The organism is Maledivibacter halophilus (assembly GCF_900167445.1).
Classification (GTDB): Bacteria; Bacillota; Clostridia; order Peptostreptococcales; family Caminicellaceae; genus Maledivibacter; species Maledivibacter halophilus.
In genome coordinates this window covers 176,900-198,898 of record NZ_FUZT01000011.1, presented here as the reverse complement: position 1 = coordinate 198,898, position 21,999 = coordinate 176,900, and the positions used below count along the sequence as shown (strand labels likewise).

The 21,999-nt window shown below is 33.6% G+C and carries 22 protein-coding genes and 1 pseudogene; 17 read left to right on the top strand and 6 right to left on the bottom strand.

Annotated elements, in window-relative coordinates; all coding sequences use genetic code 11:
- The first annotated feature begins 139 nt into the window (after positions 1-139).
- The 6 genes and pseudogenes from B5X81_RS20135 (at position 140) to B5X81_RS27625 (ending at position 4,204) form a co-directional block, all read left to right on the top strand.
- The gene (locus B5X81_RS20135) at positions 140-892 is read left to right on the top strand and encodes a MerR family transcriptional regulator (protein ID WP_079494320.1); all 753 of its coding nucleotides are present in this window, start codon (positions 140-142) and stop codon (positions 890-892) included.
- A 73-nt stretch (positions 893-965) separates the two neighbouring features.
- Entirely contained in the window at positions 966-1,178 is a 213-nt protein-coding gene (locus B5X81_RS20130; RefSeq protein WP_079494319.1) for a hypothetical protein, read from the top strand.
- A 369-nt stretch (positions 1,179-1,547) separates the two neighbouring features.
- Positions 1,548-2,447 carry an AraC family transcriptional regulator gene (locus tag B5X81_RS20125; protein ID WP_079494317.1) on the top strand — a complete coding sequence of 300 codons (900 nt, stop codon included), beginning with the start codon at positions 1,548-1,550 and terminating at the stop codon, positions 2,445-2,447.
- Positions 2,444-3,184 carry a class I SAM-dependent DNA methyltransferase gene (locus tag B5X81_RS20120; protein WP_079494316.1) on the top strand — a complete coding sequence of 247 codons (741 nt, stop codon included), beginning with the start codon at positions 2,444-2,446 and terminating at the stop codon, positions 3,182-3,184. The genes B5X81_RS20125 and B5X81_RS20120 overlap by 4 nt, the downstream gene beginning before the upstream one ends.
- A gap of 433 nt (positions 3,185-3,617) precedes the next feature.
- Positions 3,618-4,001 (top strand): annotated as a pseudogene (locus B5X81_RS20115) (IS3 family transposase); the annotation flags it as partial.
- Between the two features lie 62 nt (positions 4,002-4,063).
- Complete coding sequence (locus tag B5X81_RS27625) at positions 4,064-4,204, top strand: hypothetical protein (RefSeq protein ID WP_170917514.1); 141 nt, start codon at positions 4,064-4,066, stop codon at positions 4,202-4,204.
- Between the two features lie 29 nt (positions 4,205-4,233).
- Here the strand turns inward: B5X81_RS27625 and B5X81_RS20110 are convergent, their stop codons facing one another.
- A complete protein-coding gene (locus B5X81_RS20110; protein ID WP_079494313.1) occupies positions 4,234-5,187 on the bottom strand; it encodes a LysR family transcriptional regulator in 954 nt (317 codons plus the stop codon).
- A gap of 177 nt (positions 5,188-5,364) precedes the next feature.
- Between B5X81_RS20110 and B5X81_RS20105 the strand changes: the two genes are divergently transcribed.
- From B5X81_RS20105 to B5X81_RS20090, 4 genes are all read left to right on the top strand, one after another.
- Entirely contained in the window at positions 5,365-6,633 is a 1,269-nt protein-coding gene (locus B5X81_RS20105) for an SLC13 family permease (RefSeq protein WP_079494311.1), read from the top strand.
- Positions 6,634-6,726: 93 nt separating this feature from the next.
- Complete coding sequence (locus B5X81_RS20100) at positions 6,727-7,563, top strand: alpha/beta hydrolase (RefSeq protein WP_208985103.1); 837 nt, start codon at positions 6,727-6,729, stop codon at positions 7,561-7,563.
- 11 nt (positions 7,564-7,574) lie between these two features.
- Positions 7,575-8,834 carry a 3-isopropylmalate dehydratase large subunit gene (locus B5X81_RS20095; protein ID WP_079494308.1) on the top strand — a complete coding sequence of 420 codons (1,260 nt, stop codon included), beginning with the start codon at positions 7,575-7,577 and terminating at the stop codon, positions 8,832-8,834.
- An 11-nt stretch (positions 8,835-8,845) separates the two neighbouring features.
- Complete coding sequence (locus tag B5X81_RS20090; protein ID WP_079494307.1) at positions 8,846-9,343, top strand: LeuD/DmdB family oxidoreductase small subunit; 498 nt, start codon at positions 8,846-8,848, stop codon at positions 9,341-9,343.
- A 181-nt stretch (positions 9,344-9,524) separates the two neighbouring features.
- On the opposite strand, the gene B5X81_RS20085 is transcribed toward B5X81_RS20090, so the two are convergent.
- The 4 genes from B5X81_RS20085 to B5X81_RS20070 all read right to left on the bottom strand — a co-directional run bounded on the left by B5X81_RS20085 (position 9,525) and on the right by B5X81_RS20070 (position 15,536).
- Positions 9,525-9,803, bottom strand: a complete 279-nt coding sequence (locus B5X81_RS20085; RefSeq protein ID WP_079494305.1) for an IclR family transcriptional regulator domain-containing protein — start codon at positions 9,801-9,803, stop codon at positions 9,525-9,527.
- Positions 9,804-9,897: 94 nt separating this feature from the next.
- Positions 9,898-11,034: an MFS transporter gene (locus B5X81_RS20080; RefSeq protein WP_244282170.1), complete on the bottom strand. Its 1,137-nt coding sequence runs from the start codon at positions 11,032-11,034 to the stop codon at positions 9,898-9,900.
- 63 nt (positions 11,035-11,097) lie between these two features.
- A complete protein-coding gene (gene uvrA, locus B5X81_RS20075) occupies positions 11,098-14,547 on the bottom strand; it encodes an excinuclease ABC subunit UvrA (RefSeq protein WP_079494302.1) in 3,450 nt (1,149 codons plus the stop codon).
- A 95-nt stretch (positions 14,548-14,642) separates the two neighbouring features.
- Entirely contained in the window at positions 14,643-15,536 is an 894-nt protein-coding gene (locus B5X81_RS20070; protein ID WP_244282177.1) for a MerR family transcriptional regulator, read from the bottom strand.
- A 269-nt stretch (positions 15,537-15,805) separates the two neighbouring features.
- Between B5X81_RS20070 and B5X81_RS28845 the strand changes: the two genes are divergently transcribed.
- A complete protein-coding gene (locus B5X81_RS28845; RefSeq protein ID WP_079494299.1) occupies positions 15,806-16,006 on the top strand; it encodes a hypothetical protein in 201 nt (66 codons plus the stop codon).
- A 165-nt stretch (positions 16,007-16,171) separates the two neighbouring features.
- On the opposite strand, the gene B5X81_RS20060 is transcribed toward B5X81_RS28845, so the two are convergent.
- On the bottom strand, positions 16,172-16,927 hold the full coding sequence (locus B5X81_RS20060; protein ID WP_079494298.1) for a DeoR/GlpR family DNA-binding transcription regulator: 756 nt from the start codon (positions 16,925-16,927) through the stop codon (positions 16,172-16,174).
- Positions 16,928-17,258: 331 nt separating this feature from the next.
- Between B5X81_RS20060 and iolB the strand changes: the two genes are divergently transcribed.
- The 6 genes from iolB (at position 17,259) to B5X81_RS20030 (ending at position 21,956) form a co-directional block, all read left to right on the top strand.
- Positions 17,259-18,074: a 5-deoxy-glucuronate isomerase gene (gene iolB, locus B5X81_RS20055; protein ID WP_079494296.1), complete on the top strand. Its 816-nt coding sequence runs from the start codon at positions 17,259-17,261 to the stop codon at positions 18,072-18,074.
- A gap of 6 nt (positions 18,075-18,080) precedes the next feature.
- Positions 18,081-19,037 carry a 5-dehydro-2-deoxygluconokinase gene (gene iolC / locus B5X81_RS20050; RefSeq protein ID WP_079494295.1) on the top strand — a complete coding sequence of 319 codons (957 nt, stop codon included), beginning with the start codon at positions 18,081-18,083 and terminating at the stop codon, positions 19,035-19,037.
- A gap of 88 nt (positions 19,038-19,125) precedes the next feature.
- A complete protein-coding gene (locus tag B5X81_RS20045) occupies positions 19,126-19,575 on the top strand; it encodes a PTS sugar transporter subunit IIA (protein WP_079494293.1) in 450 nt (149 codons plus the stop codon).
- A 76-nt stretch (positions 19,576-19,651) separates the two neighbouring features.
- The gene (locus tag B5X81_RS20040) at positions 19,652-19,963 is read left to right on the top strand and encodes a PTS fructose transporter subunit IIB (RefSeq protein ID WP_079494292.1); all 312 of its coding nucleotides are present in this window, start codon (positions 19,652-19,654) and stop codon (positions 19,961-19,963) included.
- Between the two features lie 31 nt (positions 19,964-19,994).
- Positions 19,995-21,053, top strand: a complete 1,059-nt coding sequence (locus tag B5X81_RS20035; protein ID WP_079494290.1) for a PTS fructose transporter subunit IIC — start codon at positions 19,995-19,997, stop codon at positions 21,051-21,053.
- Positions 21,054-21,071: 18 nt separating this feature from the next.
- Positions 21,072-21,956, top strand: coding sequence for a class II fructose-bisphosphate aldolase (locus B5X81_RS20030; RefSeq protein WP_079494289.1), 885 nt, complete (start codon positions 21,072-21,074; stop codon positions 21,954-21,956).
- The last annotated feature ends 43 nt before the right edge of the window (positions 21,957-21,999 follow it).

Here is a 21,999-nt window from a genome sequence, read left to right as displayed (position 1 = left end):
TTTAAAAGGATGATTGGTGGTTAAGTGTAGGGTTAAATAAGTATGCTTGCTTTTGAGTCTTTTATGAAGTATACTAACAACTCTACATTAAACCACCAACCTTTTAATATGTAGTATCATGAGAATGGAGGTGTATACAATGAATGTTTATAAAACCTATGAAGTTGCACAAATCATCGGTATCCACGTGAATACAGTGAGACTCTATGAAAAGTGCAAGTTGATTTCCAAACCGGATCGCCTGAGTAATGGATATCGGGTCTTTACAGATCTTCACATAGAGCAGTTTAGAATGGCGAGAGCAGTTCTTAAGGTTGAAGTATTACAAAACGGCCTGCGAAAGCAAGCTGTAGATATCCTCAAAGTTTCTGCCCTTAGCAATTTCGAGGATGCTAAGAAAATGGCAGAATGCTATTTACAGCAGTTGGATCTGGAGATGAACCGTGCAGAAGAAGCTATTGAAATTGCACATAAAATATTGATTGGTAATGATGCGGATATACCGATAAAAACACTTAATCTTACCCGAAAGGAAACAGCTGAAGTATTGAATATTACAATAGACACTCTTCGAAATTGGGAACTTAATGGATTAATCACAGTCAAGCGCAAACAGAATGGATACCGTGTTTATTTTTATGAAGATATTCAGCGACTTAAGATAATTCGTTCCCTTCGGTGTGCAAACTATTCTCTGGCAGCAATTTTGCGTATGCTTCAGGAATTGTCATACAATCCCTCTGCCGATATTCGAAAAACCATTAACACACCAAAAGCCAATGAAGATGTCATAACCGCTTGTGACAAACTTCTGACTTCTCTGGCTGAGACAAAAATCAATATGCTATACGCAGTGGCTCAGATCGAAAAAATGCAGCAAATGAAAAAATAAAGTCTACACTATGCCACCACTCCTTTGTCCTATGATAACCTTAACCTGCAACAAGTAATGGAGGTATTATGAAATGCAATCAATTATTCAAGTTTCTGGTCTCTGTAAATCCTATGGGGATCTATGCATCATCAATGGGATTGACTTGTCCGTTTCAGAAGGAGAGGTTTTCGGTTTGCTGGGAATCATTTATGGCAATAAGTTTGCTTTTGATGGTGCGGACTACAGTTTTGTGATTTCTATTCTTTTAGGAAAAGTAGTGAAAATTATGTCGGAAAAGATATAAAAAGGAGTATCAAAATAAAAATTGCTATATAATATGGTATGTGGGAACATGTTAAAAATGAGTAGAAAATCCTGAATTATTGAAATGGAATTCAGGATTTTTTATTGGCTATTTTCAGAACAGTTTACAAATTATTGTATTAATCTTTTGGTATTATTTCACTGATTGTTGAATAGGAATTCTTTGTTTGACATTATCACAAAATAACAAATTATTTTTATGTAATGATTGCATATTAAAATATAAGTTTGTATAATGATTGGTAATATTCAAAGTTAATTTTAGCAATAAAAATAGCAAAATAGGAACAGAAAAATATTTTGTTTTACTATATTATAATAATAGCTTTAGAAAGTAGGTGGCTATGTAATGAATTATAGAAAGGATATAGAAGATTGTATTGAGTATATAGAAGAACATATTAAAGAGCCTCTTACAGCTAAAAAGATTACACAGGAAATGGGTTACTCATTATATCATTTTTGTAGAGTATTTTCTTTTATAAAAGGTATGCCATTAATGACATATGTAAGAAAAAGGAAGTTGTCCCTATCTACAATAGACTTATTGGAAGGTCAAAAGATAATTGATGTTGCATTAAATTGGGGATTTGAAGCTCCAAGTAGTTTTGCAAGAGCTTTTCGTAAAGAATTTGGGTATAGTCCAACACAATATCTTGAAAGAATGAAAACTTATTACAAAAATCAAAATATTTTATCTGTAGGAAATTTTATGATGGAGCCATATATTATTAAAAAAGCGAACTTTAAAGTTGCTGGTTATGGTATCAAAACGAATGTTTCAGATAGCAATTATACAAAAGATGTTGCATCTTTTTGGAGTAATTATAGAGGAGAGAGTTTAGAAGATAAACTATATAAAATTCTTACACCATTAAAACATGGGGAAGTCGGATTATGTATGCCTTTTTCTGATAATGGAGACGTAACTTATCTATTAGGTGTTATTGTTGAGGATTTTTCAAAAGTAACTTCTGATATGGTAACTGCTGAAGTTCCAGAAGCTGAGTATGCAGTATTTACAACTGTTCCAATTGATACGGTAGATGATCCAGAACAAAAAAAGTTTGCACAAGTTATTAATCAGTCATGGAAATATATATTTAGCGAATGGTTTATGAAAAATGATTATGAATATGATGAAGAAAAGTTAGATTTTGAATTTTATGATGAACGATGTCATTTTAGGCCAGATACAGTTATGGAAATTTATGTGCCAATAAAAAAATTGAAAGGACAGTGTAAATGATTAATTATTATGGAAGTTTATGTACAACAATGTATGAATTGCTACATCCTATTGCACCAGAAGATGAATTACAATTTTATTTACAATATGCAAATAACAAAATGAATATATTAGAACCACTTTGTGGCACTGGTAGATTTTTAGTACCTTTTTTAAAAAAAGGTTTTAATATTACTGGATTTGATATGTCTACGGAAATGTTAGAAGAACTTTATAGAAAAGCTCCATATGCTCAGGTGTTTAAAAGTTCTATCGAAGAATTTCGCTGCAAAGAAAAATTTGACTATATTTTTATTACATCTGGTTCATTTTCATTATTTCTTGATAAAGATACTGCTTTTAATGTACTGATGAAAATGAAAGAATCACTAACATCAAAAGGTAAATTTGTTTTTGCTGCTGAAACAACTGCTAATATAATTCCTGATAGGAAAGATTATCTTGAAGATTGTCGAGTAAAGACCCAGGAAGGTTACGACTTAGTTTTAAAAACTAAGAATTATTATGATAAACATAAAAAAATACTATTATCACCGAGCTTGTATGAATTATATGATGGTGTTGATTTGCTACGAAAAGAAGAAATGGATTTTCGTATAAAATTATATGATTTTGGAGAATTGGACGAGCTAATATTGAAAGCAGGATTTAAAAGAATCCATGTATACAGTGATTTTAAGAAAAGGGAAATTGCAGACATAAATAGCAAAACTTTTTTATATGAGTGTTATGTTTAGAAATATGCTCACTATTCTCTTAAAATATACAATTTATCAACTAATTGCAACACCTTATCTTTAGCATCAATGCTATTTTGCATATTATCATATTCAACAAGCTAAACATAAAAGTCAATTAAATCATATAACAGCATGTAAATTTTTTGGGGTTAAATATTTTAAATTTTATCTTTGAAAACTACCGTATCCAGAAATAAAATCATCACTTATAATCTAACCACTTGCTAATTCAAAATTTGCATCTCCATTAATACATTACAATCTCACAAGTCGGCATGAACAAGGCAAGGAGTGATAATTTCATCTAAAATTTTATATATATACTGGGAATATTTCCTATTCTTTTCATATCAAAATCAGAAAAGATATTATATTCATTGGATCGGTTATACTTAAATAGACAGTAAAAACTCAGACGTGATATAATAAAAAAAATAAGGATGCAAACCTTTTTTACAAAGCATTTACAAAGATCCAAAGACCACTAAAAGAGATTAAAATATTACATACTGATAGGGGAAATGAATTTAAAAATAAGCTTATAGATGATTTAATAGCTCCATTTAAAATAAATCGCTTTCTAAGCAAAAAGGGCTGCCCCTATGATAATGTAGTAGAAGAAGCAGCCTTTAAAGTTGTTAAACCAGAATTTAATTTTAATAAAATATTTGAAAGTTTTGAGGAGCTTGAATATCTATTGTTTGATTATGTAAACTACTACAATAACCATAGAATTCACGGATTATTAAATTACCTTATCCTCGTGGAATATAGAACATTAATATCCGAAAAAAAGTATCTTAAAAAGAGTTAACAATCCAGAATACAAAAAATGGAAAAGAGAAAAAAGTAGCAGTTAATCAAGTGGTGTTGTCAGTGGGTATTCGTCCAGTTGATAATTTTCACAAAAAATTAGTAGGGCAGTATCAAAATCTCTATGTGGTTGGTGATGCTGACAAAATAGGGCGTCTTGCAAATACCACTAGAAGTGCATATAAAGTTTCAAAGAATTTATAGTATACTGGGTTACTTTATTAACTGATATATTAGAGGGACAAAGAATCATAAGTGCTTTGCATAATTCTGATAAATTCCTTTGTAGCTTTTGTTGTGTATCTGGATTTATTTGTAAGCCCCAGAAAAGTACGTTTGGTTACTTGTGTCTGAAGTTTGAAATAACGCATTCTATTAGGTTTATTATTAGTAATAATGAGGTCGCTGACAAAAACTGCAGCTATACCTGAAGCTGCTAAATGATATGCCGTTGCGGACTGATCTACCAATAATATTATATTGGGTTCAATACCAATTTCCTTATAAATTTTTTGGGTAGTGTGATAGTGACTATTATGGGGAGTTAACAGAATCACTGGTAAATCATCAAAAAAAGTCAATGGTGTTTCAATCAATTCATCATAGGGATAATTCATTTCAGCTATTTCTTCATATTTTACTTCATATTTTTCATAATCGAAATTTAAAACAAAATTTTCAGGAACAGCTAAAAATATAAAGTCGTTGAAGGCAACAGCAGTGTTAAAGTCATCTTTGTTGTATTCACCAGCATTAAACGAAATATTTGCTTTTCCCTCTTTCAGTAACTCTAGATTTTTTTCAGGGTCGTTTTCAAGTATTTCTATTTCTATTCTTGGATATTTTGACATATATTCCTTTAATACAGGTGGCAAAATGTATGAATTGACATAGTGTGTACCTGCAATGCTTATATGACCACTCTGCAGGTTTTCTAGGTCTTGTATCTGGCGTTTTAAGTCTTCTTCAATGAACATAATCTTTTCAATTTTATCAATATAAATCCTGCCAGCATCGGTTAGCTGAATAGGGTTTTTTTTGCGATCAAACAAAGGAGATCCAGCTGCTTGTTCTACTTTTTTTATTGCGATACTCAACGCTGGTTGAGTAATGTATAGTTGATTTGCAGCCTTAGAAAAACTCTTTGTTTTATAAACTGTGTAAATATATAGTAATGAATTATCCATTTCATCTCACCTTCATATACTTGATATGTCTAACAGGTCCTATAAATAATATTTATAGAAATATATATTTTATAAATTAGATTTTATCAAAGCCTCATGTTAATATCAATATATAAATAACATTATTTAAAAAAACAGTCAAGTATAACAAAATTAAACCTTACTGGAGGTAATAGAATGGATCAAAGTACTATAGCAATTATTATTTTGGTTATTACAATGATATTGGTAGTCATCGATAGACTCCCTTTGGCAGTAACTGCATTGTTTGCAAGTGTTGCAATGTCAATTTTCGGTGTTCAACCTTTGAAAGATGCATACGCCTATTATGGAAGTAAAACAGTAGTTTTCGTTGGTGCAACAATGATAATTTGTAACGGTTTGTTTCAAACAGGTGCAATACAAAGATTAACACATACTTTATTTGGTAAGTTAGCTAAAAAAAGTGAAAGAGGACTTGTGGCTGCTTTTTCGCTCTTCACCGGATTAATAACAGGATTTACAACCAACTCAGCTATAGCGGCAACAATGGTTCCTGTAGCCCGTTCTCTTGCAGAATCCTCCGATGGCAATGTTAAAGCAAAGCATTTATTAATGCCAGTAGGATTGATGAGTACAATAGGCTCACCTCTCTCATTATCAGGATCTGGGGCTGTGGCTTTAGGCGCTGCTATGGTAATTGAAGCCGGTACAGATATGAGTTATTTTCATATGGCCGGTATCGCTATCATCATGATTGTACTTGGAACATTGTATTTTGCCACAATCGGTTATGATATCATGAAAAAAAGCTTTGACTTTGAAGATCCTCAGTTTGAGGCTTCAGAGGAAGTATCAAATCATAATATTCCTAGGTGGAAACCAGTACTGACAACTCTTGTTTTTATAATAGTTATAATTGGATTTATCACAGGTACTTGGGACCTTGCGATTTGTTCTATACTTGGAGTACTTGTATTATGGGCTACAAATGCTGTAAATATCAAAGAATCACTAAAGACATGTAATTGGAATGTAATCATAGTTATGGCAGGAGTTTCTTCCATGGCAAATGGTTTAAAAGTCAGTGGTGCAGGACAAGTTATGGCTGATTGGATTATTAATCTTTTTGGTGGTGAAACTGCCAGTGTTTTCGTTGTTATGGTTGCCCTTAGTATTGTAGGATGGTTTTTGTCTCAGTTTATGAGTAATACTGCAGCAAATGCAATAGTAGTACCTATGGCTATCTCTATGGCTGTTGCACTTAATATAAATCTATTATATTTTTGTGCACCAATTATTATTGCAACGTCTATCGCTATTACAACACCACTTGCATCTCCGACTACAGTAATAGTAATGCAAGGAGGCTTTAGATTTAAAGACTTCGTAAAAGTTGGTGTTCCCCTTAGTATAGCTCTATTGGCAGTATTATTTACATTAGTACCGTTCTTTTTTGCGGCTTAGAACAAGGAGGAGATAAACATGATAAATAAAAAGTATTTTCCTGAATTTAAACATTTAGAAATTAACACAGGTGAAGTTATCATACATACATGGGTGGCAGGGGAAGGATCTGAAGTAGTTTTATTATTACACGGTCATCCAGAGAGCCATCTTATGTGGCACGGGGTTGCACCTAAACTTGCAGAGGATTACACAGTAGTTATTACAGATATGCGTGGATATGGAGAAAGCTCCAAGCCCGAAGGTCTTGATGATCATTCAACATACTCAAAAAGAGTGATGGCAAAAGATCAGGGCATAGTAATGGAAAAATTAGGCTATGAAAAATTTCATATTGCAGGTCATGATAGAGGTGGTAGAGTCTGCCACAGAATGATGATAGATTACCCTGATAAAATCAAGTCATGCACACTATTGGATATTATTCCAACAATAGATGTTTATAATAGAACAGATCAAATGATTGCAACAAAATACTGGCACTGGTTTTTCTATATTCAGCCTGCACCTTTTCCAGAAACCTTTTTAGGCGCAAGACCTGAGTACTTTATCCGCAGTAATATTTTGAAAAAAACCATACCTGGTTCCCTAAAGGCTGACATGTTTCCAGAAGATATAGTACAGGAATATATAAGGTACTATTCTGACCCTAAAACAGTTCATGCAATTGCAGAGGATTATCGAGCAAGTGTAACTATTGACTGGAATCATGACATGCTTGATAGGGAAAATAAAATGGAAACCCCAATATTGTGTATGTGGGGATCCGACGGCAATATCAGTAAAATTTGGGATGTAGTGAACATATGGGAGAATCTTGCAAATAATGTAACTGGATATGCAGTTGAAGGCTGTGGTCATTTTGTTCCGGAAGAAAAGCCCGAAATTGTTGTTGAAGAAATGAGAAAACATATAGAAAAGTACAAGTAGGAGTGAATATTATGCATGCAATTGAAAAAATACTTGCCAAAAACAGCGGTAGAGAAAAAGTTAGTGCAGGCGAAATAGTAACTGCAAAAGTAGATTTCGCTGAGATTAATGACTTATATCTCCAAACGATTTATTCATTTTATGAAATGGGTGGAGAAAAAGTTTGGGATAATAGGAGAGCAGCATTTGTATTTGACCACTATGCTCCAGCACCAGATATAAAAAGTGCTTCTAACCATGAAGAAATGAGAGAATTTGCTCGAAAAAACGACTTGGCATTCCATTTCGATACTAACTGTGGTGTGTGTCATCAGGTAATGCCTGAAGCTGGTGTCATTTACCCGGGAATGATTGTTGTTGCCACGGATAGCCATACAACCACACACGGGGCATTTGGTGCTATGGGAACAGGATGCGGAGCAACAGATATGGCCACTATTTTAATGACAGGAGAATTATGGTTCAGAGTTCCTGAAATAATTGAAGTTAGGTTGGAGGGCGAAGAACCTAAAGGCGTATATCCAAAAGATGTGATTCTTCATGTCTTAGGGAAAATTAAAGCCGATGGAGCTGTATATAAAGCAATTGATTTTACCGGAAGTTATGTAGAAAAACTAAATGTGGCAGGACGTATGACAATATGCAATATGGCTGTGGAAATGGGCGCAAAAACAGCGTATATGCAGCCAAACGATGCTGTCATAGAATATGTAAATGCGAGAACAGTAAGGCCTTATGAGGTGGTTACTACGGATTCTGATTTTGAATATGCAGAGTCACATATATTTGATGTAAGCACTATTGAACCTCAGCTAGCCTGCCCTCACAGTGTGGATAACGTTAAACCTTTATCTGAAGTTGTTTCACAGAAATCAATAGCAGTGAATCAAGGATATGTTGGAAGTTGTACAGGAGGCCGTGAAGAAGATATTGCAGAAGCAGCTAAAATATTAAAAGGCAAACAGATATCAAAATACACTAGACTTGTGGTGGTGCCTGCATCGGCTGAAGTAATGCAAAAATGTATGGAAAAAGGATATATTCAGGATTTGATGAAAGCAGGGGCAACCATTACATCACCGGGATGCGGAGCATGTCTTGGTGCCCATGAAGGTATTCTGGCACCAGGTGAAGTTTGTATAAGCAGTACAAACCGTAACTTCCCAGGACGTATGGGTTCAACAAAGGCTGAAATATATCTTGCAAGCCCTGCAGTAGTTGCAAGTAGTATATTAAATGGATGTATCACTGATCCAAGAGAATATCTGTAGGAGGTGGTATAATGGAAAAACAAATTAGTGGTAAGATAATTATAGTTGGAAACAATATTGATACTGACCAGATTTATCCAGGACGTTTTCTTGCAATCACTGACCCAGAAGAGATAGGATCCCATTGCCTTTGTGGCGTGGATGAAAATATTGCATCTTCTTTTCCAAAAGGCGGAATTGTAGTGGCAGGTACAAATTTTGGATGTGGTTCAAGTAGAGAGCACGCACCGATAGCTCTTATAAATATGGGAGCACGTGCGGTTGTGGCAGATTCCTTTGCTAGAATTTTCTTCCGTAATTCAATTAATCTGGGACTTCCGCTTATCGTATGTAGAGGGATAAGCAAAGTTGTTCAAGAAAATAATACTATTAACATAGACATTGAAAAGGGAATAATTACAGTTGAGGAAACTGGCGAAGTTTTTAGTTGTGATAAGCTTGGAGAACAGGCACTGAAGATCATAGAAGCCGGAGGAATCAAGACGTTAATGAAAGAAAGACGTTCATAAATGTTGATAAAGAAAGAATGTATTAGAGTAATACCTACTATAGGATAGGTGAAGAAATAAGAGTATAGTAGAGCCCACTGAAAAAAGGGATTTTTCAGTGGGCTTTATCTCGTATCCTTGTATTTACCTTAGCAGGTCAATAAAAAATTCTGCTATTGTACTATTTCTTCTATTATACTTTTTATGGAAAATTGTTTAGTCTCGATTTTAGTCCATTTATACTTAAAACTCCTATAAGAATGTTATCTTTATTAAATATGGGTTCAGCTATACATAGACTGCCTGATCGGACATCATCTTCTTCATATGAATATCCTCTTTTCTTAATTTCTTGAACTTTTATCAAAACATCATCAAAGCTAATAATCTTATTTTTAGATCTTTTACTTAGTTTAATGTATAAAGAGTTCAAATTATTAGTAGAGAAACTTTTTATAATATAAGAATAGAAAACATCCATTTTAATTGAATAGGCTTGGATGACCGCAGGTTTTTTCGAGTATGCCTTAAAAACTTAGAGGAATATCTTTAAAATATATCTTTTTATTGAAGTATCAAGATATTATTTTTGATTTTAGACCAAGTAAAATCAAAAGAACTCCAGGAATTAAAAATGGTATGGCAATACTTAAATTTGAAAGTGGACCGTATATTATCATTCCAAAAGGTATAGCTAATGAGGAAAACAGATCTACAAAAGAAAAGGTACGTCCAAGATATGATTCCTCAGTAATTTCTTGAATATGTGTTGTTAATGGAGTGTAATATAAGGGGCTTCCTATTCCCATCATAAACATCAGCATAACAAACAAAATAATATTTTTGCTTGGAATCAGCAGTATCATTACTAAACCGAACAACATGGAGGAAAAACCTATTAGTTTAAAGGATTCAGTTGACAGTTTCTTATAGGATAGAAAGAGACTAACTAGTAAAGCTCCAATGGAAAAAGCTGTTTCAATTGCACTCAATATCCAAATTTCATCTCCAAATGTCTGAGAAGCTAGAAGGGGAGTTAATTGTGAAGCTGGCACTACTAAAAAGGAAAAAGCACTGTAAAATAGGATGCTGTTTTTCAATGAGCTGTTGGATAGAATATATCTCACTCCTGATTTTAACTCCTCTATTGCCTTATAATTGTCTACGCTGTTTTGTCGTGCTGGCATTGATATGGTTGAAAGCAGTAAAATTCCAATTGCTGCGGTAATTACGTCAATAAAGAATACTCCCGACATTGACATGAAGCTCATGATAATCCCGCTTATGCCAGGAGAAATAAGCTGAATAACACACCAAATACTTGTGTATATACTATTTGCACGCATCAACTCCTTTTCAGGAACAAGGATTGGCAGCATACTTTTGATTGCTGGCATTTGAATCCCAGAGCCAAGGGATCGTAAAGAATTAAAGAAAAATATCCAACCAATTCCATCGATTCCAATTAAAAAGAGTATAGCTAAAACAAGTGTAGAAAAGGCAACGGCTGAATCTGCCAGCATTACAATTTTTTTAGGAGGATAACGGTCTGCCATAACACCTCCAAATAACATGATTAGCGCTTGGGGCAAATAGGTTGTGATAGCGACTCCTGCAACGGCAATTCCTGATCCCGTTTTCAAGGTAATATACCACATAACTGCAAAGGAAACGATAGTGGAGCCAAGTAAAGATACACCTTGGCTCGTCATATAGGCAAATAATTTAAAACGCCAATTGTTGATTTCTATTTTTTTAAGCATATTTTATCCTCCTTAAATGTATTTGCCGGTGATGCTTTTGCTGTTATTTCGTATATTATTTGGTGTGCCAGTTGCAACTACAGTTCCACCAAGATTCCCACCATCTGGTCCTATTTCGATAATCCAGTCCGACGCGCTAATAATATCAGTGTTATGCTCGATGATTAATACTGTGTGATTAGATGTAACCAGCTTCTTGAAAATAGTAATCAGTTTTTCAATATCATTGAAATGCAGACCGGTGGAAGGCTCATCCAGAATATAAAGCATATGCTTCTTTTGTTTTCGACTCAGCTCCTTAGCCAGCTTTAATCGCTGGGACTCACCACCACTAAAGGTTGTTGTATTCTGTCCTAATTTGATATATGACAGACCTACCTCTTCTAATACTGATAGCTTATTGAAAATTTCTGGATTATCCTTCCAAAATACTGTAGCTTGAGAGACATCCATATTTAAAATATCTGAAATGCTTTTATTTTTGTATGTTATTCCTAATACTTGAGGCTTATATCGTTTCCCTTTGCAATCTGGGCAGGTAACAAAGTAATCAGCCATGTATTGAAAAGCTACTTTGATTTGTCCGCGTCCCTCACAGGTTGGACACTGTCCCTTTTTAGAGTTAAAGCTAAAATGCTTTTCATCTAAACCAAGCTCCATAGCATCCTGTTGTAAGGCAAATACTTTGCGGATTTCATCAAATGCTCCAATATAGGTGACTGGTGTAGAACGAGGCGATTTGCCAATAGGGCTTTGATCCATATGTATGAAACCATCAATTTCTTCGAAACCCTGTAGTTTTTTAAAATTACGATTTATTAAGCGTTTCTTATTAATGGACTCATCTAAGGCAGGTATAAGGGTGTCAAATACCAAGGTGCTTTTCCCAGAGCCGCTCACTCCAGTAACACAACACATTTTGTATAGAGGAAAATCAACGGTTATATTTTTTAGATTATTGGCCCTGCAGTCTAATAGAGTAAGCCATTGCTTAGGCTTTTGTAACTCTGGTAATGGCTCAAGCTCGTTGTCCTTTAAATATTTTCCCGTTATAGATAAAGGATTGTTAATGATATCTTCCACACTTCCCGATGCAACAATTTCACCACCATGAACCCCAGCACCAGGCCCCACATCAATTATATGATCAGCTGCAAGCATTGTATCTTTATCATGTTCAACAACAATAACTGTGTTTCCTTTATCACGAAGCTTTTTCATGGTATTTATCATTAAATGATGATCCCTAGGATGGAGTCCTATGGAGGGCTCATCTAGAATATAGGTTAATCCCACAAGGTCACTATCTAATTGGCAGGAAAGTCGAACCCTTTGGAGCTCTCCACCAGATAGAGTGGGGGCTGTTCTGTCTAGGGTGAGATAAGAAAGTCCAACCTGTATTAAATTTGCAATTCGAATTTCAATTTCTGGAAAAATATCCTTTGTTTTTTCTTTTTGTGTTTCAGGTAAATTATTTACCATGGTAGTAAACCAATTGTACAGTTGGCTTATTGGCATTTTTGTCAATTCAGGTAGACGCCATCCTAGAATAGTTGTATATCTAGCTTCTGTACAAAGCAGCTCCTGCTTACATGTGGGGCATGGGATCTCCTTCATGTATTGCTTGTAAGTATTGTTACTTGTTTTCGATTCTCTAAATAGACGGAGAATATGAGAAAAAGCTCCTGCAGCAGGTCGTGAAATAACAGTTTCTCTACCACGAGAATTGTAGGTAAAGTTATAAATTTTATCACCTGTTCCATAAAGTACGGCCTTTTTAAAATCCTCAGGCAGATTTTTCCATGGTAGATTTAGATCTACTTTCATATGTTCTGCAATTGCATATAGTTCACCTACCCACCAGTTACCAGTAAGTTTTTTGCCTCTTAATTTACCCCACCAGTGAGTGGCTCCATCTAAAACTGATAACTCGTCATTCATTACGATTGCATCAGGATTTATCTCGTACATAAATCCAAGACCGTTACAATCATGACAGGCTCCACTATGGGTATTGGGATTAAATGAGGATGCCGTTAAGATTGGGAAAAGAAGATCGCAATTTGAGCAGCTATTTTTATTTTTACTCCTTTTTACTAAAGGTTTTCCACAATAAGGGCAATGGGAAACACCTATTGCCACATATAGCATTCTCAAATAATCAAGAGTACCTGTTAATGTACCTACTGTAGAACGTGGATTTTGGCTGCCCTTTTTTTGCTCGATTGCGATAGTAGGAGTAAGCCCTTGCAAAGAGTCAAATTCTGGTTTTTCAGGCTGGTCCTGCATTCTTGCTCCACTGGATAAATTGTCAAGATAGCGTCGCTTACCCTCGGCATAGATTGTGTCAAAAGCCAGTGAGGATTTTCCACTTCCACTAACTCCTGTAATTACTGTGAGCTTTGATTTAGGAATAGAAATAGTAATATCCTTAAGGTTGTTCTGGCGACCACCTTTTAGAAGTATTTGATTTGGTATAGTGGATATGACATCAGAAGGAATGGATTTCTGTTGTATCTTCACATTTTCTATTTGAAATTTATCACTTAGGGAATCTGGGCTAATCATGTTTGATTGACCAATTATATCTAAAATAACTAGTTTAGAACGAATTGATTGCATATATTCATCGGGTAGACGATCAAGTAGGTTTTTAAATTCATTGGTTGAAGTGTTACAATTTGATGTAAGGTCTGCCATTTCGTCAACAAACTGTTTTTCCCCTTGAGAAAGCTGGCTGAATTTTTTTGTGCTAAGCTCTGTCCATAAATCCCATGGCAACAGTTCAAATCCCTGTAGGCAATTGAAATCATGTAACAGGTTCCCTTTGACAGAGTGCCAGCCCTTCCAGTTTTTATTGTAGCCAAAATCTTCGGGGTGGCGTTCACCTAATCTGCTTTTTATCCATGCTTCTCCTCCAAGAAGAAAGTTAGAATTTGAGTCCATATCAGAGGTATCAAAGGTAATGTCATAATATTTCCTTTGAACATCATCCACCTGTGCATCTACACGAATCCAGCGATTCTGTTTAGCATGGTAATACTCTGCCACCCAGTGATCCTCAAACATTAACTCACTATCAAAATAGTTAGCAAATCCTACTCGTAGCCTAGCTGGTATCTTCTTATGACGCATAAAGGAGACTAGAAGTAGGGCGTAGTCTCTACACATGCCAACAAGACGCTGTTTAGGCTCTCGTGCTTCTGTCAAAGAACGGTGATCTAGTCGGAAAATAGCTTCTAGCATTTGAGGTACTATGCGAAGTAATTCTTCATCAGATTGCTTCTTACTAAATTTAATACCATATAACTTGCCAAGGGCACCATGTATGACAAGTCCTTGCACGATATTTAGAAGTTCTTCTGGATTTTCGGGAAGTGCATTTAATTTTTTCCCATATTGCCTAGGATCGGTAATCACACTTTGTTGCACGTAAAAATCTAGGTTATTTCTATTTATCATAATTTAAATTCCTCCCATCGAATTTGATATTAAACCCTAACACGGTGTCAGGGTCAAGAGGTAATTTTTTTATTCTAAAATATGTTAGTATTGTTTTATATTATTTGTACTGGTATTTGAATTTCTGTCAAATAGTCATCCGGGTTAGAAGTATCTGTTTCCCCTATTATAGTAACTTGTCTGCTTATTCCTTTCATTTTATATTCATTATGTTCATCCAACCAATAGATAAAGCTCTGGTAAGCAGTAGATAGTTTCTCATATGAACCATACACCATCATACAAGCCATTTGATCAACACTTTCCAATTCTCTAAATACAAATTGATCTATATTTTTTGAAGGTTTTTTTACAATGAAGGCTACTTCAACATCAGCATCGGCATCAACATGCCCTTCATCATGATATATTGCGATATTATTATAGCTGTGCCTTTCTATATCAATATGTTCTCTATTTATAAAATTTATTAATTCATACCATAATTCTCCTTCATATGAATAATCAGGTAGTTTTTTTCGTAATGAAACGATATTATAGCTAGGTATAGATTTTATTGTAATATTATAATGAATGTCAATTTGGTCTTTATGTATATCATTGATTACAGATTTGATTTTATTAATTCGTTTTTTTTCTGCCCGTATGCGCTGTTCAGTTTCATAAATTTTATTATTTAGTTGCTCAACGAGAAATTTATCATTCCAATTTTTAAGCAGATTGTTTATATCAACAACCGAAAAATTCAAATCACGCAATAGCACTATTTTTTGTAATTCAGGCACCTGTTTAGCAGAATACATGCGATATCCCGAATGCTTATCTACATGGGCAGGCTTTAATAAGCCATGTTCATCATAGTAACGCAGCATGCGAACTGAAACATGTGTTAACTTTGAAAAATCACCTATACTAAGCATAAATTCACCTCCATGCTTTTCAGTATATATAAACATCAATGATACTTCAAGTAATTTGAAAATGCACATTAGAAACACTTATATACTGCTGAGATTATTATTAGGAAATGATAATAATTAGTAGGTTGAGAATATTTAAAGACTATCATCTTTGTATGGAGAGGTTGTAATAAATTTGCAGAAGTAGATACTAAAAGGGATTGAATTTTCTTGAAATAGAAAAGGTGATACTATGAAAGAGATTAAATGAAAGGTCCCTGGTACCATTTATTTGATCCTCAAATATTTGGATTAGACTTAGCGTTTCCCGTTTATCACGAATCATTGGTGTAAAAATAATGGTAGGGCGAAAAATGAATCCAACCCTATGTTTATATTTCAATTATGTTGCAGCTGCAATTATGTCAGATTTGATTATCAAACAAGTCCTGACAATTTCAAATGGGCATGTTGGTATTTCATTTTCTTCTCTCATAGGCTGTATTGCCACAACGATTGCTATTAAGAGCACAAAACTGTTTCTTCCTTCTGTTTTATAAGTTTGTTTTTTTATTTTTACCCTATAGAATAGACAATGGAAAAAGTCTATTCTATAGGGGATTTTTATTATGCTATACTAAATAGTATTAATATAATAGTTAGGACAATTAATACTTTCTGACGTTATTTATAGTTATTTATACCTGAAAAAATATAGTTTATAATTAATCACAAATCAATATCTTAATATTATGTTTTTCACAAAAATTATTAAAATTAGTATCTGAATTTTTATCTGTGAAAATAGCATCTATTCCTTCAAGATCACAGTATGTTAATAAAGCTGATTTATTTATTTTAGTTGAATCAGCTAGAACAAATATTTCATTTGCAATATTGCATATAGAATGTTTTATTTCGGTTTCCGAATAGTCAGAATTAGTCAATCCTTCAGAAATAGATATTCCACTGACGGACATAAAGGCTTTATTTATATTGAAATTTAACACTTTATTATTATCAAGTGTACCTATAAATGATCTAGAAATTGAACGATATTTATATCCTATAATATAAAGCTCTACATTTGGCATTTTACTTGCATGGGTTATTATATCCAAACTATTTGTGATAACAGTAAGTCGTATATTAGAGTCTAAGTGTGTAAGTATATTGGCAGTAGTTGTTCCTGAGTCAATATAAATTATTTCATCTTCCTTTATATTTTTAGCCGCCAGTTCAGAAATTCTATCCTTTATAGATTTGTTTTGAGTAGACCTATTTTCGTAGGTTGAATATTTTGTTTTATTGTATGAAACTCCACCGTAAAATTTATTTACGGTTCCTTTTTCAGTCAATTCGGCTATATCCCGTCTAATGGTATTTACTGAAACGTTAAAAACCTCACATAATTCTTGAACAGTAGAAGTTTCTTTTTCTTTTAGGAAAGATTCTATTTTTTTTAATCTTGTATTTTTCATATATTACCTCCAAAACACCTCCAAAGCTTTACGATTTAGTAGGTTTTAAATTAAAAGATTCTAGTTATTAAAATATAGTCTATATAGCATAATTATATATATATTAAATTTATAATAACATTAAATTACCATTTTGGCAAATTTGTATAAAATTTATTGACAATTTACCAACAATTAATTATAATACAATTAAGAATTACCCAATTTACCCAAAATGATCAACAAAATATGGGTAAATTTACAAAAAGTTTTTCTAATGGTTTAATTAACTAATATTAAACTCAATAGAGTTATTGAACTTCAAATAATTAAGTAATAGAAAGGAGAAATTATGAGTAATTTACTTTACAAATCTCGGAACATAACAAAAAACTCAATAGATATACTACAAGATATCAATTTTGAGAATTCACCAATGAAGTATACTGCAGTAAAAACTTTAAAATTACTTAAAGGAAGTAATTTTAAAAACAATACCCAGGGGGTTGAACTTTGTATAGTAGTTTTAACTGGAAAGGTTACAGTAAAAGAAGGGGATAATGTTTTTAAGAATATAGGGAAACGAAATAGTGTGTTTGATAAGAAACCTACCGACAGCGTATACATATCTAATGGGAAAAAGTTTGCAATAGAAGCAGAAACCGATTGTAAGGTGCTTCTTTGTTATGCAAAATCTGATGATGATAGGCCAACTACATTGATTAAAGCTTCTGATAATACTATTGAGAACAGAGGAAAGTATATGAATAAAAGATTAGTACATAATATATTGCCCGATAATAGTGACATATCCCAGTCTTTGTTAGTTGTAGAGGTTTTCACAGATAGTGCCAATTGGTCAAGCTATCCTCCTCATAAGCATGATGAGAACAATTTGCCATATGAAACAAATTTAGAAGAAATATATTATCACGAAATAGATAAGTCTCAAGGTTTTGTTTTCCAAAGAATATATACAGATGATAGGCTTATTGATGAAACTATGGCGGTGGAAAATGGTGATTGTGTTTGTGCTCCTAAGGGATATCATCCAGTTGGCGTTCCTGATGGCTACAATAGCTATTATTTGAATGTTATGGCAGGACCGATTAAAAAGTGGGTATTCCATAATGACCCTGATCATGAATGGATTTTAGATAGGAGGTAGCTAAATATGGATAATAAAAAATATGATTTGATTTGTATAGGAAGAGCAGCTGTTGATTTAAATGCCGCAGAAATAAATAGACCAATGGAAGAAACCAATTCCTTTTCTAAGTATGTTGGAGGCTCACCGGCCAATATAGCTATAGGCAGTGCAAAACTTGGACAAAAAGTAGGATTTATAGGGAAAGTTTCCGATGATCAGCATGGAAGATATGTAAAAGATTATATGAACCACGTTGGAGTAGATGTGTCAAATATTGTATTTGATAATGAAGGACATAAGATTGGTCTCACTTTTACGGAAATAAAAAGCCCTACTGAATGCAGTATATTAATGTATCGTGATAATGTTGCGGATTTGTTTTTAAGACCTGAGGAAATCCATGAGGAATATATTAAAAGCTCCAAAATGCTGCTTATTTCAGGAACAGCTTTATCAATGAGTCCATCCAGGGAGGCAGTTTTGAGATCCTTAGAAATAGCTGAAAGTAATGGAGTGAAAATTGCTTTTGAACTGGACTATAGACCTTATACATGGACTAATGAATTAGAAGCATCTATATACTATAAATTGGTTGCCAAAAGATCAGATATTATAATTGGAACCAGAGATGAATTCAATATATTGGAAAATACAGAAAATGGAGATGACTTAGATACAGTAAATAATTTATTCAAATATAAACCTGAATTAATTGTCATTAAACACGGTGTTAAAGGATCAAATGCCTTTGATAAAAAGGGCAATAAATATTCAGCAAATGCCTATAGAGTTAAAGTTTTAAAAACCTTTGGAGCTGGTGATTCATTTGCATCGGCCTTTCTATATGCCTTAGATAAAGGGGTTAATGAAGCATTGAATTATGGAAGTGCCTCTGCAGCTATAGTTGTTAGTCAACATAGCTCATCGGATGCTATGCCGACTGTTGAAAAAATTGAAGAGTTGATTAACTCCAATAAATAGAAGTGAATTAAGCTGTTCATACTTTTTTAAATTTTCTAAAGTAGCAAAAACATAGGGGTTAAATTTAATCATATGAGGTGATATTTATATGGAAATTGCAAATGTTCTAGATAGTGCAGTAGTAGATTTGAATATGGAAGCCCAAAATAAAGATGAAGCATTGAAATATTTGTCAAAAAAGCTTAAAGATGCAGGTTATATAGAGAATTTGGATATGTTTTTAAAGGATATATATTATAGAGAATCTTTAGATTTGACTGGAATAGGTGAAGGAGTTGCTATTCCCCATGGGCAATCTGAAAGTGTTAAGAAGATTGGTATAGCCATTGGTAAGCTTAATAAACCTATTAAGTGGGAGACCATAGATGGAAAGGATGTAAATTTAATATTTTTATTTGCTGTTAGTAAAGGAAATGTTGAGGGTAATCCTCACCTGAAATTATTATCTTCTCTTGCAAGAAGATTAGCCAAGAAGGAAAATATAAAAGCTTTGAAGGAAGCTAAAACATTTGCTGATATATTACAAGTATTTAAATAGAACCTTTATCTTTGCCATAGCCATATAATAAATAATTTATATTTTAACAGATTTAAAAAAGAAAGGGAGGAAAAATATGAAAATTGTAGGTGTTACACGCTGTATGACAGGAATAGCTCATACTTTTATTGCTAAGGAGAAATTAGAGGATTCAGCTAAGGAGCTCGGTCATGAGATAAAGATTGAAGCTCAAGGTACAGGCGGAATTGAAGATGCTTTAACAGAAGAAGACATAAAAGAAGCCGATGCAGTTATAATTGCAGCCGATACAAAGATTAAAGGAAAAGAAAGATTTAAAGGTAAACCGGTGGTAGAAGTGCCAATAAAGACAGTTATGAAATCTCCAAAGTCATTAATTAATACTGTTGCTAAAAAAATCAATAAATAGTACTGTAAATAATACTGTTAGGGGTGAACTTATGAAGAATTTAAACATTAAAAAGCATATAATGACAGGAATATCCTATATGATTCCTGCTATAGTTGCTGGTGGATTGTTGATGGCTGCTGCAAGGGTATTTGGTGGCGCTAATGTAGGTCAAGCAGAGAATACTATACCATGGATAATAAACTTAATTGGAAGTTATTCAATGCAGTTTGCGGTTCCAATTTTAACTGCAGGTATTGCTTATTCTATTTGTGATAAGTCAGGTATTGCACCCGGGCTGGCCCTTGGTTATTTATCGGTTCAGCTTAAGGCTGGATTCCTTGGAGGAATGCTTGTTGCTTTAATATTAGGATATTTTATTCAGTGGATAAAGACATTAAATATACCAAGCATGATTAGAAGTTTGATGGGGGTACTTATAATACCCTTCGTATCAACAATAGTAATTGGACTATTATTTTATTTATTAATTTCCCCACCAATAATTTGGTTAACTCAAGGAATTACAGGGTTTCTGCAAGGATTACAGGGATCATCAAGATTTTTATTTGGGGCAATATTAGGAGCTTTAATGGCTATTGATATGGGTGGTCCAATAAATAAAACTGCTTGTGCCTTTTCTAATGGTCTTAATGCAGATGGAATATTTGCACCTACTGCTACAAAAATAATAGGTGGAATGGTACCTCCTATAGGTATTGCACTATCAGTATTAGTATTTGGCAGAAAGAAATTTAATGAGACTGAAAAGAAGTCAGCTATAGCAGCTATTCCCATGGGATTCTCATATATAACAGAAGGTGTATTGCCCTTTGTTGCAGCGGATCCATTGAGAGTTATTATATCCTGTATGGTTGGATCAGGAATAGCAGGAGGATTAACTATGACCTTAGGAGTTGAATCTATGGCTACCCATGGTGGAATATTTGTAGTTCCTCTTATGACCAATCCCTTAGGATTTTTGATAGCTTTAACGGCTGGGTCCTTAACAACAGGTTTTGTATATAGTATTTTGAGAAGAAGTAATGTTAATGAGGATGCAAAAGAAGAAGAAATAGAAGATTTAGATATAGAAGTAGACATTTTATAAGTATAAAGGAGAGTTATAATGTTAACAACAATGAAATCCATTTTAGATGCAGCAAATAGAGATAATTATGCTGTAATGGCGGTTAACTCAATAAATTTAGAGATAGTAAGGGCGGTAATAAATGCTGCTAATGATAAGAAATCCCCAATAATAGTTCAAATGGGACCTAGTCAAATGAAAAAGCATGCCCATCCTGAGGATATGGCTCCTATGGTAAAAAGAATGGCTGAAGAAGCAAAGGTTCCAGTTGCTTTGAATTTAGACCATGGTTCAGATTTAGATACCATTATTTCATGTATACAACATGGGTTTACCAATGTAATGATTGATGCTTCATCATTACCCTATGAAGAAAATATAAAAAGGACTAAATTGGTAGTAGATTTAGCCCATCAAAAAGGAATTTCTGTAGAGGCTGAGTTGGGGCATGTAGGACAAGCCGATGCGGGGGATTATGGTAATGCTGATTTGCTTACAAATGTAGAGCAAGCATATGATTTTGTCAATAGAACCGGCGTCGATGCCTTAGCTGTTGCCTTTGGAACTGCCCATGGTAGTTATCCAGAAGGGTATATTCCAAAATTAGATTTTGAAAGATTAGCCCAAATAAAGGAAAAATTGAAAATGCCCCTGGTTATGCATGGTGGATCCGGTTCAGGAGATGAAAATGTAAAAAAAGCTGTAAAGAATGGAATAAATAAAATAAATGTTTGTACAGATGTTTTCAAGGTGGCAAAGGAAAATATACTAAATACAGTAAAAGAAAATCCAAAAGCAGATTTTCTTGAAATAAGTATATCCGTAGAAAATGCAGTTTATAAATTTGTTTCAGATTATATTGACTTAATTGGGCCATCCAATAGATATACATTTAGCAATCTTGAGCAAAAAGTTTATGAATAAATGATGTGTAAAAAAATTTCATACATAATTTGATTAAGGGGAA